Annotated in this window: 14 protein-coding genes and 1 riboswitch; of the genes, 4 read left to right on the top strand and 10 right to left on the bottom strand. The window is 68.3% G+C overall.

The window, feature by feature from the left end; all coding sequences use genetic code 11:
- Nucleotides 1-71 precede the first annotated feature (71 nt).
- Nucleotides 72-1472, bottom strand: coding sequence for a carbonic anhydrase (locus U5817_RS21390; protein ID WP_407278746.1), 1401 nt, complete (start codon nt 1470-1472; stop codon nt 72-74).
- A 226-nt stretch (nt 1473-1698) separates the two neighbouring features.
- Nucleotides 1699-1878, top strand: a riboswitch (yybP-ykoY riboswitch).
- Nucleotides 1879-1880: 2 nt separating this feature from the next.
- Between U5817_RS21390 and U5817_RS21395 the strand changes: the two genes are divergently transcribed.
- Nucleotides 1881-2459, top strand: a complete 579-nt coding sequence (locus U5817_RS21395) for a TMEM165/GDT1 family protein (RefSeq protein WP_169127335.1) — start codon at nt 1881-1883, stop codon at nt 2457-2459.
- A gap of 27 nt (nt 2460-2486) precedes the next feature.
- Here the strand turns inward: U5817_RS21395 and U5817_RS21400 are convergent, their stop codons facing one another.
- From U5817_RS21400 to U5817_RS21425, 6 genes are all read right to left on the bottom strand, one after another.
- The gene (locus tag U5817_RS21400; protein ID WP_169127337.1) at nt 2487-3323 is read right to left on the bottom strand and encodes a thiazole synthase; all 837 of its coding nucleotides are present in this window, start codon (nt 3321-3323) and stop codon (nt 2487-2489) included.
- A 3-nt stretch (nt 3324-3326) separates the two neighbouring features.
- Nucleotides 3327-3530 (bottom strand): sulfur carrier protein ThiS, encoded by a 204-nt coding sequence (gene thiS / locus U5817_RS21405; protein ID WP_169127339.1) that lies wholly within the window; start codon nt 3528-3530, stop codon nt 3327-3329.
- Complete coding sequence (gene lipA / locus U5817_RS21410; protein WP_407278747.1) at nt 3527-4483, bottom strand: lipoyl synthase; 957 nt, start codon at nt 4481-4483, stop codon at nt 3527-3529. Before lipA ends, thiS begins: the two co-directional genes overlap by 4 nt.
- Nucleotides 4484-4766: 283 nt before the next feature.
- Complete coding sequence (locus U5817_RS21415; protein ID WP_407278748.1) at nt 4767-5879, bottom strand: acetoin dehydrogenase dihydrolipoyllysine-residue acetyltransferase subunit; 1113 nt, start codon at nt 5877-5879, stop codon at nt 4767-4769.
- Nucleotides 5879-6889: an alpha-ketoacid dehydrogenase subunit beta gene (locus U5817_RS21420; protein ID WP_407278749.1), complete on the bottom strand. Its 1011-nt coding sequence runs from the start codon at nt 6887-6889 to the stop codon at nt 5879-5881. Before U5817_RS21420 ends, U5817_RS21415 begins: the two co-directional genes overlap by 1 nt.
- 32 nt (nt 6890-6921) lie before the next feature.
- Complete coding sequence (locus tag U5817_RS21425) at nt 6922-7896, bottom strand: thiamine pyrophosphate-dependent dehydrogenase E1 component subunit alpha (RefSeq protein ID WP_407278750.1); 975 nt, start codon at nt 7894-7896, stop codon at nt 6922-6924.
- 395 nt (nt 7897-8291) lie between these two features.
- Between U5817_RS21425 and U5817_RS21430 the strand changes: the two genes are divergently transcribed.
- Together U5817_RS21430 and U5817_RS21435 are read left to right on the top strand one after the other, a co-directional pair.
- Nucleotides 8292-10334: a sigma-54-dependent Fis family transcriptional regulator gene (locus U5817_RS21430; RefSeq protein WP_407278751.1), complete on the top strand. Its 2043-nt coding sequence runs from the start codon at nt 8292-8294 to the stop codon at nt 10332-10334.
- A 22-nt stretch (nt 10335-10356) separates the two neighbouring features.
- On the top strand, nt 10357-10818 hold the full coding sequence (locus tag U5817_RS21435) for an SRPBCC family protein (RefSeq protein WP_407278752.1): 462 nt from the start codon (nt 10357-10359) through the stop codon (nt 10816-10818).
- Between the two features lie 63 nt (nt 10819-10881).
- Here the strand turns inward: U5817_RS21435 and U5817_RS21440 are convergent, their stop codons facing one another.
- The 3 genes from U5817_RS21440 to U5817_RS21450 form a co-directional block, all read right to left on the bottom strand.
- A complete protein-coding gene (locus U5817_RS21440; protein WP_407278753.1) occupies nt 10882-11277 on the bottom strand; it encodes a c-type cytochrome in 396 nt (131 codons plus the stop codon).
- Nucleotides 11278-11401: 124 nt separating this feature from the next.
- On the bottom strand, nt 11402-13063 hold the full coding sequence (locus U5817_RS21445; RefSeq protein WP_407278754.1) for a pyrroloquinoline quinone-dependent dehydrogenase: 1662 nt from the start codon (nt 13061-13063) through the stop codon (nt 11402-11404).
- Nucleotides 13064-13090: 27 nt separating this feature from the next.
- Entirely contained in the window at nt 13091-13975 is an 885-nt protein-coding gene (locus U5817_RS21450) for a transporter (protein WP_407278755.1), read from the bottom strand.
- A 296-nt stretch (nt 13976-14271) separates the two neighbouring features.
- Here U5817_RS21450 and thiD point away from each other — a divergent pair, with 296 nt between their 5' ends.
- A complete protein-coding gene (gene thiD, locus U5817_RS21455; protein WP_407278756.1) occupies nt 14272-15111 on the top strand; it encodes a bifunctional hydroxymethylpyrimidine kinase/phosphomethylpyrimidine kinase in 840 nt (279 codons plus the stop codon).
- Nucleotides 15112-15147 lie beyond the last annotated feature (36 nt).

A 15147-nucleotide genomic window follows, 5' to 3' on the forward strand; every position in this document is an offset into this window, starting at 1 on the left:
CCCCACGACCGCACGCGCTGCGGGGTGCGCGACGCCACCTACCGGGCTGGCGCGACCGCCGTGCTCGCCCGTCAGCGCGACTCGAGAATCAGCCGGCCGTTGTGCGGCTGGATCGGGCGCCCGTTGCGCGCATAGAGGCGGGCGAAGATCGCGAGTTGCTCGGGCGAGAGGTATAGCGGTTCCTTCATCACCGCCCACAGCACGCCTTCGGTGCAGGGCGGGGATTCGAGCGAGCCCATGAAGAGGTAATGCGACGCGCTTGCAGGCAGCAACTGGGCGGGGTCTATCGTGACCGTCGGCGTGTAGTCCGTGCCGCGCTCGAGCGGCAGGTTGTTCCACAGGGTCTGGATCAGCGGATGCGGGCGTTCGCCGCTTTCGAGCAGTACGGCGACGATCGCGATGTGGCCGGCGGCGTTGCGGTGATGGAAATGGACGACCATGTCGGAGGCCTGGCCGCCGATGCGCTCGACGGAGGGGCGGTGGAATTCGAAGGATTCCAGCTCGTAGCGCTGGCCGCGCAGCACCACGCCCATGCCGGCTCCGACGTGCACGCGCAGCGTGCGGCCGGTGTCGGCGATACGGAAGCCGGTTTCGCGGTAGTCGAAGCGCGGCGCTTCTAGGTCAACCTTGATGCCGTTGCGCAGGTCGATCGGCGACTGGCGCTTGCCCTGCGCGCAGACGGCCCACTCCGGGCGCAGCGCCGACCATTTGTCGGGGCCGGTGTCGCCTTCGTAGCTCCACTCGGGACGCCGAAATGCAAAGTCGGGGGCAAGCGGCGGCCGCGATGCCGTGGGCGCGAGGGCAGCGACGGCCTCGCTGGCAGGTGCCGCGTTGCGTCGCGACGACGGCGCGTGCTTCGCAGGTGGCGAGGATTCCGCGGACGCGGTTTTGGTCTCGGTCGCCGGCGCCCGGCTCCGCGCGTGGCGCGCGATGCGCTCGGTCTCGCGCGCCGGGGTATCGGCCGGCACGGCCGCCGAACGGCTGAGCGGCACCAGTGGGGTGATGCCCGCGTCGGCATTCGCGGCCTCGGCGATCGCCGTCACGTCGCGCGCAATTTTCTTGAGATCGGAGACCGAAGGCGGTTTGCACACTTCCTGCCATAGGCGCTCGTCCACGCTGTTGCGTGCCGCGAGCACCGGGCTCTCGTCGAGACCGCCCTCCTCGCGGAGGACCACGTGGCGTTCGTCCAGATAGACGCGTTTGAGGGTGAAGAAACTACGGTTGTAGCAGTCGTAGCGGTTCATCGCCTTCACCGAAGCGTAGCCCTCGATCGCGGCACGCTCGGGCGAGAGCACGATGCGCGCCCACGCGACCTTCTGCCCACCGTCGGACTGGATCACGCTGGAACGGTCGATCTCGACCGTGCGCTCACGATCGCGCACGACCATGTCCCAGGTCTGCTCGGCCGAGACGAGGCCCGGCAGCAGCAGGGCCGCGAGCAGTGCGTAGCGGACGGGAAGGCGAACGATCATGGCGGGCAGGAAGACGGACAACGCAACGCATCGACCTTACGGTCAGGTACCCCCGTTCGCCCCGAGCCTGTCGAAGGGCTCAGCCCGAACGGAAATTCGTCGGGATTCACAAACAGACCCGGCGATGGCCGGATCCTCCATGCAAAGATCTTCGGCCGCAATCCGCGAATCTTTAGCACGATCTTCTCCCCACCCTTCCCTTTGCCACCGGCCAGCGGTTACAATCCGCGCCGTCATTAGGGAGTAGCCGCCTCCGAACCCATCGGAGGGACCACGTCAACAAACTTGCCCGTCCGGGCATGGCGTGTTCAGTCCTCGGACCTGGCGAGACTTTTGACCGCATGCTCTCCGATTGTTCGGGCCGGGGAGGCGTGCGGTCATCGGTCATGCGCCGGCCCGGAGAACCTGATGAACCTGCCTCTCGAAGCTTTTTCCGTATCCACCGGCATCGTCGCGCTCGCTGAAATCGGCGACAAGACGCAGTTGCTCGCCTTCATGCTTGCTGCGCGCTTCCGCAAGCCGTGGCCGATCATCGCCGGCATCTTCGTCGCGACGATCGCGAACCACGCCTTCGCCGGTGCAGTCGGCACCTGGGTCACGACGGTGCTCGGACCCGACGTGCTGCGCTGGGTGCTGGGCCTTTCGTTCATCGCGATGGCGGTGTGGATGATGATCCCGGACAAACTCGACGAGGACGAGATCACGGTGCCGAAGTTCGGCGTGTTCGCGACCACCGTCGTCGCCTTCTTCCTCGCCGAGATGGGCGACAAGACACAGATCGCCACCGTCGCGCTGGCGGCGCAGTACGGCGCCTTCGCCGCGGTGGTCACCGGCACGACGCTGGGGATGATGATCGCGAACGTGCCGGCCGTGCTCGCGGGCAACGGCATCGCGCAGCGCCTGCCGGTGCGGCTGATCCACGGCGTGGCGGCGTCGATCTTCGCCGTGCTGGGCATCGCCGCGCTGCTGGGGTTCGGGATGGCGTGAGGCCGCGCCCGGCCGGAGGCGGCCGGTTCAGCCGGCGCCCCCGTCGGCGCGCCCGATGAGGCCGCTCGTTGGCGAACTGGGCGACGCGCCGTAGAACTTGCGCGGCATGCGGCCGGCGAGGAAGGCCTCGCGGCCCGCGGCGACCGCCTTGCCCATCGCATCGGCCATCCTGACCGGATCGCCCGCGGCGGCGATCGCGGTGTTCATCAGCACGCCGTCGCAACCCAGTTCCATCGCGATCGCGGCGTCGGACGCGGTGCCGACGCCGGCGTCGACGATCACCGGCACTCTCGCGCGGTCGATGATGAGATTCAGGTTCCACGGATTCAGGATGCCCATGCCGGAGCCGATCAGGGACGCCAGCGGCATGATCGCGACGCAGCCGAGTTCCTCGAGGATGCGAGCCTGCACCGGGTCGTCGGCGCAATAGACCATCACGCGGAAGCCGTCCCGCACGAGACGCTCGGCCGCGCGCAGCGTCTCGGGCATGTTCGGGTACAGCGTGTCGCGGTCGCCGAGCACTTCGAGCTTGACGAGATCGTGACCGTCGAGGAGTTCGCGCGCGAGGCGCAGCGTGCGCACGGCGTCCTCGGCGGTATAGCAGCCGGCGGTGTTGGGCAGGATCGTGAAACGGTCCGGCGGCAGCACGTCGAGCAGATTCGGCTCGCCTGGATGCTGTCCGAGGTTGGTGCGGCGGATTGCGACGGTGACGATCTCGGCACCACTCGCGTCGAGCGCCGCGCGCGTGTGCGCGAAGTCGCGGTACTTGCCGGTGCCGACGAGCAGGCGCGAGCGATAGGCGCGACCGCCGATCACGAGCGGGTCGTCGCCCGCGGACAAGGCGTGCTGTTCCTTTGCGTGCATCCTTCAGCCTCCCCCGACTGCGATGACGATCTCGATGCGGTCGCCGGCGTTGAGCGCGATCTCGTGATGGCGTCCGCGCGGCACGATGTCGCCGTTGAGCTCGACCGCGATGCGCTTGCCCGCGTGACCGAGCGCGTTGACGAGGTCGACGACGCGCCCGCCCGCCGGGATCGGCATCGGCCGGCCGTTGACGACGATGGCGCTCATGTCGCCGCTCTGTCGGTCGCTGCGCGCGCCACCTCGTCGGCGCGATAGGACGAGCGCACGAGCGGCCCCGCGGCGACTTCGGCAAAACCCAGCGCGAGCGCCGCATCGCGCAGGCGTTCGAACTCCGCCGGCGACACGTAGCGGTCCACCGGCAGATGCGCGCTCGACGGGCGCAGGTACTGGCCGAGCGTGACGATGTCGCAGCCGTGCGCGCGCAGGTCGCGCAGCGTCGCGAGCACCTCGGCGTCGGTCTCGCCCAGGCCCAGCATCAGGCCGGACTTCGTCGGCACCTGCGGCAGCCGGCGCTTCACGGCCTGGATCAGCGCGAGCGAACCGGCATAGTCGCCGCCGGGGCGTGCGGCACGGAAGAGGCGCGGCACGGTCTCGATGTTGTGGTTGAAGACGTCGGGGGGCGACGCGGCGAGGCGGTCGAGCGCGACGGCCTCGCGGCCGCGGAAGTCCGGCGTCAGGATTTCGATGCGGATGCCGGGCACCGCGTCCCGGACGGCGGTGATGCAGTCGGCGAAATGGCCGGCGCCGCCGTCGCGCAGGTCGTCACGATCGACCGAGGTGATCACGACGTAGCGCAGGCGCATCGCGGCGACGACCGCCGCGAGCTCGCGCGGCTCGTCCGGATCAGGCGGCAGCGGCCGGCCGTGCGCGACGTCGCAGTAGGGGCAGCGCCGCGTGCACAGGCTGCCGAGGATCATGAAGGTCGCCGTGCCATTGCCGAAGCATTCGCCGATGTTCGGGCAGGCGGCCTCCTCACACACCGTATGGAGATTGTGCTCGCGCAGCACGGATTGCAGGCGCAGCACTTCGGGCGTGCCGGGATCGCGGGCGCGCAGCCACGGGGGACGCGGCTCGGACGCGACGGCCGGGTCGATGCGGACCGGGATGCGCGCGAGCTTTTCCGCGCCGCGCGCGCCGGTGGCGACGAGAGTGGTTTGCATGAGGATTTCTCCTGTGGATGACCGCAAGTTGTCCGCCCGGTCCGCGCGGGCTTTATTTACCCGTAAAGCAATTAGTTGGACCTCCCTCCCTTCAAGGGGGCGAAGGCGGGGTTTTGCAGAGCACTGCTCTGCGCCGCCGGAGCGGCGGAGCGAAGCGGAGACTCCCGGGTTGGGGTTGGGATGGGTTCATCAGACGCGGCCGAAACCCATCCCCCTCCTAACCTCCCCCTTGAAGGGGGAGGAACCATACCCGAACGGGCTGTATAAATTTGATCGCCAGTTGCTAGCCGAGGAAGCGCTTGACGAGTCGGTTCACCTCGTTCGCCGCCTCCATCTGCACCATGTGCCCCTGCCCCGCCAGCACTTCGACGAGCGCATCCTTGCCTGCGGCCCGCGCGTGCGCGACCGGGATGATCCGGTCGTTCTCGCCCCAGATCACCAGCACCGGCTTGCCAAGGCCGCCCGCCACCGAGGCGAGCACCGTCGCCTGCCGGCCGTTCCCGAACAGCGTGCCGCTGATCGTGCGCAGCGCGGCATCGACGCCTTCGAGGCGCTTGTACTTCAGCATGTCGTCGATGAGCTGGCGCGTGACGAGGCCGGCGTCCGAGAACAGCTCGGTCAGCACGGGCTTGAGCGCGCGGCGATCGCCCGCGGCGACGAAGCCGTCGAGGTAGGCGCCGTTGATCTCGTCACCGAGCGCGGCGCTCGCGATCAGCGTCAGCGATTTCACGCGCGCGGGCGCCGCCTGGGCGACAGCGAGCGACACCGCGCCGCCCATGGAGTGGCCGACGAAGTGTGCCGACTCGATTCCGACCGCCTCCATGAATCCGGTCACCGCGGCGGCGAGCGTCGCGAGCGAGCCGTCGCCGACTTGCTTCGCCGATTCGCCGTGGCCTGGCAGGTCGAGCGCGTACACCGCGCGATCGGCCGCGAGCGCCTCGTGGTTGAAAAGCCAGTTGTTGAGGTCGCCGCCGAAGCCGTGAACCAGGATCATCGGCTCGCCGCCCTCCCCACGTTTCAGGTAGCGCAGCTTGCGGCCGCCAACCTCGATCTTCTCGGGCTTCGGCCCGGCGTCCTCGTCTTCACCCGAATCCGGCGTAAAGTTCGCGAGGAAGTCCGCGACGGCCGCGTCGATCTCGGCGTCGGGCACTTCGGCATCCGCGACGACGCCGAGGAGCCCGCCGACCGGCAGCACATCCTCGGCCGACGCGAGCTGCCGACGCAGCACGCCCGCGACCGAGGCTTCCACCGCGCCGGCGATCTTCTCGCTCTCGACCTCGACGATCTCGTCACCGACGGCGATCGCGTCGCCGACCTCCTTCAACCAGCCGTTGACCTTCCCCTCCTGCATCGAGAGGCCCCATTTGGGCATGGTCAGCTTGTGAATCGCGGACATCAGCGGTACTCCTTGACTCGGGTGACGGCCGCTTCGATGCGGGCCGGACTCGGAACGTAAAGATCTTCCAGCGCGTCGCTGAAGGGCACGGGCACGTGCGGCGCGGTGACCTGCTCGATCGGCGCCTTGAGCGCGCCGAAAGCCTTCTGCGCGACGATGCCGGCGATGTCGGAGGCCATGCTGCAGCGGGGCGTCGATTCATCGACGATTACGAGGCGCCCGGTCTTCTCGACGCTCTCGAGAATGGTGTCCTCGTCGAGCGGCGAGGTCGTGCGCGGGTCGATCACTTCGCAGTGGATGCCCTGGTTCTGCAGCGCCGCGGCCGCGGTGAGCGCCTGGTTCACCATGCGTCCGAAGGCGACGATGGTCACGTCATCCCCCTCGCGCGCGACGTTGGCCTCGCCGAAGGGCACGGTGTAGCTTTCCTCGGGCACCTCGCCCTCCATCGTGTACAACACCTTGTGCTCGAGGAAGATCACCGGGTCGTTGTCGCGGATCGACTGGATCAGCAGGCCCTTCGCGTCGTACGGGTTCGACGGCACGACGACCTTCAGCCCCGGGATGTGCGTGAACATGTTGTACAGGCACTGCGAGTGCTGCGCGGCCGCCCGGAAGCCCGCGCCGTACATCGCGCGGATCACGACCGGCGTCTCGGCCTTGCCGCCGAACATGTAGCGGAATTTCGCCGCCTGGTTGTAGATCTGGTCGAAGCACACGCCAATGAAATCGACGAACATCAACTCGGCGACCGGACGCAGTCCGTTGCAGGCCGCGCCGACCGCCGCCCCGACGTAGCCGGATTCGGAGATCGGGGTGTCGAGCACGCGGCCCGGGTACTTGTGGAAGAGGCCCTTCGTGACGCCCAGCACGCCGCCCCAGGCATCCTCCTCGCCCGGAGCACCGGCGCCACCGGCGTTGTCCTCGCCCATGATGATGACGCGCGGATCGCGCGCCATTTCCTGGTCCAGCGCCTCGTTGATGGCCTGCTGGTAGGTGATCTTTCTTGCCATTTGGATGTCTCCTTCGATTTCTTCGAGGTCACTCAGTACGATACGTAGACGTCGGTCAGCAGGTCGGCCGGCGCGGGCTTGGGATCGGCCTTCGCGCGCACGACCGAGTCGTCGATCAGCGTCTTCACCTCGCGATCGATCGCATCGAGCTGCTCGTTGGTGATCTCGCCGTCGGCGGTGACGCGGCGGCGGAACTGCAGCAGGCAGTCCTTCGTCTCGCGCAACTTCTGCACTTCGCCGGGCGCGCGGTAGGTCTGCTGGTCGCCCTCGAAGTGGCCGTAGTAGCGCGACAGCTTCACCTCCAGCAGGGTCGGACCGCCGCCTTCGCGCGCGCGCCTGATCGCCTCGCCCGCCGCCTTGTGCACGGCGAAGAAGTCGAAGCCGTCGACGATCACGCCGGGCATGCCGAAGGCGGGCGCACGGTCGGCGATGTTCTCGCAGGGCACCGAGTACTTCGACGAGGTCGCCTCGGCGTAGCCGTTGTTCTCCGCGACGAAGATCGCCGGCAGCTTCCACACCGCCGCCAGGTTCATCGCCTCGAAGATCGTCCCCTGGTTCGACGCGCCGTCGCCGAAGAAGCACACGCCGACATCCTGCGTGCCACGGATCTTCGCAGCGAGCGCAGTGCCGCAGATCAGCGGGCCACCGCCGCCGACGATGCCATTGGCGCCGAGCATGCCGACCGACAGGTCCGCGATGTGCATCGAGCCGCCCTTGCCCTTGCAGGTGCCGGTGGCCTTGCCCCAGATCTCGGCCATCATGCCGACCGGATCCACGCCCTTCGCGATGCAGTGGCCGTGGCCGCGGTGGGTGCTGGCGATGTAGTCGGCGCCGCTCAGGTGCATGCACACGCCGGTCGCCGAGGCTTCCTCGCCGGCATAGAGATGCACGAAGCCGGGAATCTCGCCGGTGGCGAAGTCGGCATGCACGCGTTCCTCGAACTCGCGGATCGTACGCATGATCCGGTAAGCCTTGAGCAGGCTCTCGCGGTTCAGTGTCTCGCTCATCATTGCTCCTCGCTTGGTTGAAGGTGTCGAGTGCCGCGGCGCCTGCACCGATTGCCGCGGACCTGGACTTCCTTCCGCACGGGGCGTGCCACCTCCCCGCCCACACGCCTCGCCGACTGCCTGCACCACTACGCAAGCACATGAAAAGACAGATGAAACCGCAGACATGCTGTCGCACCGGATCCCCGCGATCGACTTCGGAGGGGCCCCAAATCCACGTCGTCCGCCACATCCGCTGAGACACCCGGCCCGGGAATCGCGGGACAGCCGTCTCAGGCGAGTGAGACACCTGTCCGCATTGATTTCACGCCGGTCCGGGAATAGGCTGAAAGCAAAGGAAAAAGCACTTCTATCCAATACATCCGGCGCGGGACGCCGGAGACGAGAGGAAGGCAATGAGGAGACCTCAGGAGATCGTCCAGCACGTCGGACGCGTGATCGACGTCGTCGAACGCGGCCTGCCGCTCGGACGCGACAGCACTTTCGAGCGCCTCGCGCGCTCGTGGCGGCGGTCGCTCAGTACCCATCAGGTCGACCCGGCGCTCGCGACCACGCCGCGCGTCGTCACCGCCCAGGAGCTGCGCGAGCATCGCGACCGCATCGACGCCTTCATGCGCATCGCGCGCGAAGGCATGGACCGCCTGCACGCGCAGCTGCGGCCGGTGAACTACTGCGTCCTGCTCACCGACGCCGACGGCGTGACGGTGGATTTCCGCACCGTCCCGGAACTCGACAAGGAATTCAAGGCGGAAGGCTTCCGCGTCGGCACCTGCTGGTCGGAGGCGCTCGAAGGGACCTGCGGCGTCGGCACGGCACTGATGGACGGCCAGCCGATGCTCGTGCATCGCGACGAGCACTTCCGTTCGCACAACATCGCCTTCAGCTGCAGCTCGGTGCCGATCTTCGGCCCCGACGACCACCCCGTCGCCGTGCTCGACGCCACCGCCCTGCACGCCCCGGCGCAGCGCGAAAGCCAGCTCCTCGTCTATCGCCTCGTGCTCGACCGCGCGCAGCAGATCGAGAACGCCTTCGCCTGGTACAACCTGCGCCCCTACTGGGTGCTGCAGCTCGGGCGGCTGGCCGAATACCTCAGCGTGCAGACCGACTACCTCGTCGCCTTCGACGACAGCGGCCACATCGTCGGCGGCAACCGCCGCGCACGGCTGGAACTCCTCGACGGCGACGGCGGGCCTGCGCCGGCCTTCATCGACGACCTCTTCGAATGCACGACGAACGAGATCCTCGCCGCCGCGCACGCGCACCCCGGACAGGCCTTCCCGTTGCGCGTCACCGCGAACGGCGAACGCCTCTTCGCGATCCTGCGCGCCCCGGCGACGCGCAGCCGCAGCGGACTCGCGCCGTCGCCGAGCGAGGACGAATCGGCCGACGACGGCGTGCGCGCGCAGATCCCCGGCTTCTCGCACCTCGCGCTCGACGACGCGCGCCTGCGCGGCAACGTCGAACGCGCGCTGAAGGTCGCCAACCGCGACATCCCGGTCATGCTGCTGGGCGAGACCGGCACCGGCAAGGAAGCCTTCGCGCGCGCGATCCACGACTACAGCGAGCGGCGCGACAAGCCCTTCGTCGCGCTCAACTGCGCCGCGATCCCCGAGACGCTGATCGAGAGCGAGCTTTTCGGCTATCGTGACGGCGCCTTCACCGGCGCACGCAGCAAGGGCGTGCGCGGCAAGATCCTGCAGTCCGACGGCGGCACGCTCTTCCTCGACGAGATCGGCGACATGCCGCTGCAACTGCAAAGCCGGCTGCTGCGCGTGCTCGCCGAAGGCGAAGTGCTGCCGCTGGGCGCCGAATCGCCGACGCCGGTGCGCCTGCACGTGATCTGTGCGACCCACCAGGACCTGCCCGAACTCGTGCAGCAGGGGCGCTTCCGCGAAGACCTCTACTACCGCCTCAACGGTGCGGTCTTCCTGCTGCCCCCGCTGCGTGAGCGCGACGACATCCGCAGCGTGATCGACAAGGTCACGCGCGAGGAAGCCGCGGCGATGGAGCGTTCCGACCTGCGTCTCGCCGCGACGACGCTCGACGCGCTGGCCCGCCACGACTGGCCGGGCAACATCCGCCAGTTGCGCCACGCGATGCGCTACGCCTGCGCGATCGCCGACGGCGACGCCGTCGAACTCGAGCATCTGCCGCCCGATCTGTTCCGCGCTCGCCCCGGCGGTCACGCCGCGTCGCCGCGCTCCGACGCCTTCGACGACGCCCCGCCGCTGCGCCTGCCGTGCCACGCCGAGGCCCCGCGCCGGCCGCTGTCGAACGCCGAGGCGGAACTCCGCGCCCTGATGCTCGCCGCATTGCGCCGACATCAGTGGCAAGTCACGGTGACCGCCCGCGAACTCGGCATGTCGCGCGCCACGTTCTACCGCAAGATGGCGCGGCTGCAGATCGTCAGCCCGAACCGGCGGGAATTCGACGCGTGAGGATGCGCCCCGGAGACTGCAGATGAACGAGAGATCCCCCGGCACCGGCTCCACCGCCGACCGCCAATTCGTCCATTCGCGCCTGATCGATGCCTCGCGGGAGCGCGTCTTCAAGGCGTTCAGCAATCCGTCGCACCTTGCCCGTTGGTGGGGCCCCAAGGGCTTCAGCAACACCTTCGACGAATTCGACTTCCGCACCGGCGGCGCCTGGCGATTCGTGATGCACGGCCCGGATGGCACGAACTACACGAACGAGAGCGTCTTCACCGAAATCGTCGCGCCGGAGCGGATCGTCCTGGAACACTTTTCCGGTCATCACTTCGAACTGACCATCACGCTCACGGCACAGGGCGAGCAGACGCTGGTCGGCTGGCGGCAGGTCTTCGATACGGCAGAAGAACGGCAACGCATCGCCGCCTTCGTGACCGAAGCCAACGAGCAGAATCTGGATCGCCTCACGGCGGAGTTGCGGCACGTGAGCTGACACCGAGGCGGCTGACGTCGACCTTGTCGACAGCCATCCGGCCCCGTCCTCCATGCCAGCGACCTAGGACTGCGTCCCGAGAAACCGCAGGTAGGCCACCAGCTCCCAGATCTGCTCCGCGCTGAACGCCGCGCCCCACGGCGGCATGACGTCCGCGCCGACGCGCCCGTGCGTGATCGTCTCGAACATCAGCGCCACCGGCAGATCCTTGCGCCCCTTGAAATCCGGCGCGCGTCCGCCGACGCCCTCGAAACCGTGGCAGTAGCCCGCGCAAGTCTTGTTGAAGCGCTTGCGGCCCGCCTCAATGCGCGCCGGATCGGCGAGATCGAAGGGCGCGGCGACCGGGCCGCCGGCCGACGCTGCCTCGCGTGCCGGTTCGACGGCCGCGGGGCCGACCGCGACACAATTGAAGGACAAGCCCGCGAGAAGGCCCAACAGGGAGAGCGTGCGCACAAGCATGATCGTTCCATCCATGGCAAGACGGGTGCAGAAAGGACGGGGCGGCGACCTGCGGCCGCCCCGCGAAAATGGGCGGGAGGCAAACCCGCCCAAGGAGGAAGAAGGCAAGGCGGACGGGACGCGCTCAATCCACCGTGAAGGCGATCAGTGCCGCCCCGCCCGGCAAGTCCTTGATCTGCGGATAGGCCCCGGCGAGGAAGCCCGGCGCATGCGAGCCCAGCCCCGTCGGCACGACGACGTACTGGCGCCCGCCGGTCGCATAGCTCACCGGCCCGCCACGCAGCCCGGAGCCGGCGTTGAAGCGCCACAATTCCTTGCCGTCGTCGGCGTCGTAGGCGTAGATGCGCCCTTCCATGTCGCCCGTGAACACCAGCCCGCCGGCCGTGGTCAGCACGCTGGAGAGCGGCGGCATGTCATAACGGATGCTCCACTTCACCTTGCCCGTCAGCGGATCGCGCGCATCCAGGCGCCCATGCGGCTTGTCGGCCGGCGGCGGCACGAGCTTGATCTCGTCGATGCCGAGCGACAGCGAGGAGATCGCGGTGAGGTTCGCCGGATCGTCGCGCCCGGCGACGACCTCGTTGCACACCTCCATCGCGTGCGAATACCACAGCCCCGTCTGCGGGTTGAACGCGCCGTGGTTCCAGCTGCGCGCGCCGAGGAGGTTCGGGCAGAACAGCTTGCGCTTGCCCTCCTCCGGATACACCGGGTCGATCAGCCGCCCGGTCTTCGGCTCGATGCCCTTCACCCAGTTCACGTGCTGCGCGAATTGCCACACGTTCTCGAGCTTGCCGTCGTCCTTGTCCATCACGAACACGAAGCCGCTCTTGTTCAGATGCACGATCACGTCCTTGCCGTCCGCGCCCTTCACCATCAGCGCCTCGTAGGCCGAGTCGAAGTCCCAGGAGTCGTGCGGGATCTCCTGCCGCGCCCACTTCAGCTTGCCGGTCTTCGGATCGAGCGCGAGCAGGCTCGCGGTCCACTTGTTGTCGCCCTTGCGGTCGGCGTTGAAGTAGTCCGGCGCGGCGTTCGAGGTGCCGATGTAGATCGTGTCCGTGCGCGGGTCGTAGGTCCCCGGCATCCACGCGCTGCCGCCGCCGCGCTGGCGCGAGTCGCCCGGCCAGCTCTCGGGGTCGTCGCGCAGGATCTCGAAGGTCCAGGCAGGCTTGCCGGTGTCGGCATTCACCGCATGGATCTTGCCGCTGATCGGCTGGTCACCCCCGGTCGTGCCGCCGAAGAGGACGTCGCCGGCGAGCTGCGGCGGCGCCGAGAAGAGCGCCCCGTACTGCGACTTGAGGTCCGTGAGCTGCGTCGACCAGACCTCCTTGCCGGTCTTCTGGTCGAGCGCGACGAAGCGCCCATCGAGCGTGCCGAGGAACACCTTGCCGCGCCCCACCGTCACGCCGCGGCTCGCGGCCGCATAGAAAGTCTGCTTCGACAGCGGGTCGAGCTTCGGCTCGTAGCGCCACAGCGTGCGCCCGCTCGCCGCATCGACGGCCCACACGTTGTTGTTCGCCGACACGTAGTACAGCACGCCATCGACCACGATAGGCGTGGCCTGGATGCCGTGGGTGATGTTGCCTGGCTGGTGGATCCACGCGACCTTCAGCCGCGCCACGTTGTCGCGGTTGATCTGCGCCAGCGGGCTGAAGCGCCACGCGTTGAAGCTGCGGTGGTACTGCGGCCAGTTGTCCGGGTCGTCGTAACCCGGGCCGCTCGCGGCTCCGACGCTTCCCGACAGCGCCCCCGCACAGGCGAGCGCGACGACCAGTTTCTTCATCTTCATGGTGTGTTCCTCCGCGATCGATCGCGCTTACCAGGCGCAGGCGTACTTGAGATTGAGGCTGTCGGTCGCCCCGTGGCTTTCGCCCGCGATGCCGCGCGAGTAGCGCAGGGTGATCGACTGGTTGCCGTAGTACTTGAACATCACGCCGATACCGGCGGTCGTCTCGTGGCTTGCGGGCCGCTTCACGCCGGCGGCGCGGTCCCGCCAGCCTTCCTGACGCTCGTAGTCGAGCGCGAGGAAGGGCTCGATCGCGTCGTTGATCTGGTAACCGAGGCGGTGATTGGTGTGGAACAGCGTTCCCGGCGTTGCATCCGCCGCGGTCGATTCGCCGAAGAACACGAAGCCCGCATCCGCCGTATAGGTCAGCCTGCCCAACTGCACGTCCCAGAACAGGCTCGACAGGTTCTTCCACACGTCGCCGCCGCCGATATCCTGATCACCGACCGGCACCTGCATGAAGGTCTGGAAGCCCAGCGTCGAGTTCGCGCTCGGCTTGTACCAGGCCGCGAAGCCGGTGATCGGGTCGCCGATGCCGCTCGCGGAACTGCGCGTGTCCGAGTTCCGCATCCCGACTTCAGGCACGATGATCTCGTACGCGAGCCCGACCTTCGGATTCGACTCCGGCGTCCAGAAACGCACGTACTTCGAAAGGCCGACGATCGTGCGCGTCCTCGCCGCGCGCCGGCGGTCGCCGTCGGCGTCCCACTGGCGATCACCGTCCTGGAAGGTCGCGTACTGCACGAACACGTTGAAGGGCTTGAAATCGACCGGCAGGTCATACTCGTGCGGGCCGATCACGTCGAGCGTGACCTGCGCCTGGGCCGGCACGACCGCGCCGAGGGCAGCGGCGACGAGTGCCGCCCGCCAGGGCCGCGACGCGGCGACGGCGCGGCCGGATTGTTTCTTGTGCATTGAATGTCTCCTCGTTGTGTAGTGCTTGCACAGGAGACGAGCGCACCGATCGCTGCCCGCCCCCTGCAGCTCACGCGAATCCCGTGCCACGACCGGTTTTCTTTTTCTTCAATGACTTGCGGGACACCGATGGCCCGCCGCGAGACAGCCGTCTCGATACGCGGGTGAGACGAACGAAACATCTGTCGCAGAAGCAGGCGGTCGGCTACACGAGTTCGCGATTAGCCTGGCGACTTGTCAGTTCGGGGACGTTTCGGTAGCGTCGCCCGCCTGCTCTCCCATTTCGAGGTAAGACCGTGCAGCGCCAGATTCCCAACGTCGTCAGCATCGCCGGGGTCGATCCCAGCGGCGGGGCCGGCGTGTTCGCCGACATCAAGACCTTTTCCGCGCTCGGCGCCTACGGCTGCGGCGTCGTCGCCGCGCTCACCGCGCAGAACACGCAGGCCGTCACCGGCGTGCATACGCCGCCGACCGACTTCCTGCGCCTGCAGATCGACACGCTGTTCGCCGACGTCGCGATCCACGCGGTCAAGCTCGGCATGTTGGGCAGTGCCGAGATCGTCGCGACGGTCGCGGACCGCCTCGCACACTTCGACGCGCCCTTCGTCGTGTGCGACCCGGTGATGGTCGCGAAGAGCGGCGACCATCTGCTCGCACGCAACGCGGTGGCGATGCTGATCGAAGCCCTGCTGCCGCGCAGCTTCATGATCACGCCGAACCTCCCCGAAGCCGGCGTGCTGCTGGAGCAGCGCCCGCCCGAGACCGTGAAGGAGATGTACCGCGCCGCCGAGCGCCTGCGCGAGATGCTGCCGCTCTCGTCCGAGCGCTGGGTGCTGCTCAAGGGCGGTCACCTCCCCGGCAGCGATGTCGTGGACCTCTTGTTCGACGGCGACCGCATGATCGAACTGCCCGCGCCGCGCATCGAGACGAAGAACACGCACGGCACCGGCTGCACGCTGTCGTCGGCGATCGCCGCCCTGCTGCCGCAGCGCGCCGGCGGCTTCCGTCCGGTCGAAGCGGCTGTGCGGGATGCGCGCGATTACCTGCTGCACGCGATCACCGCTTCCGGCGCGCTGTCAGTCGGCAAGGGGCACGGTCCCGTGCTCCACTTCCACCGCTGGTGGCCGTCCGCCTGAAGCGACGGGCACACCACGGCGCGCCGGTCGGCGCCG

The organism is Aromatoleum evansii (assembly GCF_045689615.1).
GTDB classification, from domain to species: domain Bacteria; phylum Pseudomonadota; class Gammaproteobacteria; order Burkholderiales; family Rhodocyclaceae; genus Aromatoleum; species Aromatoleum evansii.

Bases quoted from the DNA above. Each gene is read 5' to 3' on its own strand.
- U5817_RS21430 (WP_407278751.1), top strand. From the start codon at position 8,292: ATGAGGAGACCTCAGGAGATCGTCCAGCACGTCGGACGCGTGATCGAC.
- U5817_RS21390 (WP_407278746.1), bottom strand. From the start codon at position 1,472: ATGATCGTTCGCCTTCCCGTCCGCTACGCACTGCTCGCGGCCCTGCTG.
- U5817_RS21395 (WP_169127335.1), top strand. From the start codon at position 1,881: ATGAACCTGCCTCTCGAAGCTTTTTCCGTATCCACCGGCATCGTCGCG.
- U5817_RS21435 (WP_407278752.1), top strand. From the start codon at position 10,357: ATGAACGAGAGATCCCCCGGCACCGGCTCCACCGCCGACCGCCAATTC.
- U5817_RS21425 (WP_407278750.1), bottom strand. From the start codon at position 7,896: ATGAGCGAGACACTGAACCGCGAGAGCCTGCTCAAGGCTTACCGGATC.
- U5817_RS21440 (WP_407278753.1), bottom strand. From the start codon at position 11,277: ATGCTTGTGCGCACGCTCTCCCTGTTGGGCCTTCTCGCGGGCTTGTCC.
- U5817_RS21445 (WP_407278754.1), bottom strand. From the start codon at position 13,063: ATGAAGATGAAGAAACTGGTCGTCGCGCTCGCCTGTGCGGGGGCGCTG.
- U5817_RS21450 (WP_407278755.1), bottom strand. From the start codon at position 13,975: ATGCACAAGAAACAATCCGGCCGCGCCGTCGCCGCGTCGCGGCCCTGG.
- thiS (WP_169127339.1), bottom strand. From the start codon at position 3,530: ATGAGCGCCATCGTCGTCAACGGCCGGCCGATGCCGATCCCGGCGGGC.
- U5817_RS21400 (WP_169127337.1), bottom strand. From the start codon at position 3,323: ATGCACGCAAAGGAACAGCACGCCTTGTCCGCGGGCGACGACCCGCTC.
- U5817_RS21420 (WP_407278749.1), bottom strand. From the start codon at position 6,889: ATGGCAAGAAAGATCACCTACCAGCAGGCCATCAACGAGGCGCTGGAC.
- U5817_RS21415 (WP_407278748.1), bottom strand. From the start codon at position 5,879: ATGTCCGCGATTCACAAGCTGACCATGCCCAAATGGGGCCTCTCGATG.
- lipA (WP_407278747.1), bottom strand. From the start codon at position 4,483: ATGCAAACCACTCTCGTCGCCACCGGCGCGCGCGGCGCGGAAAAGCTC.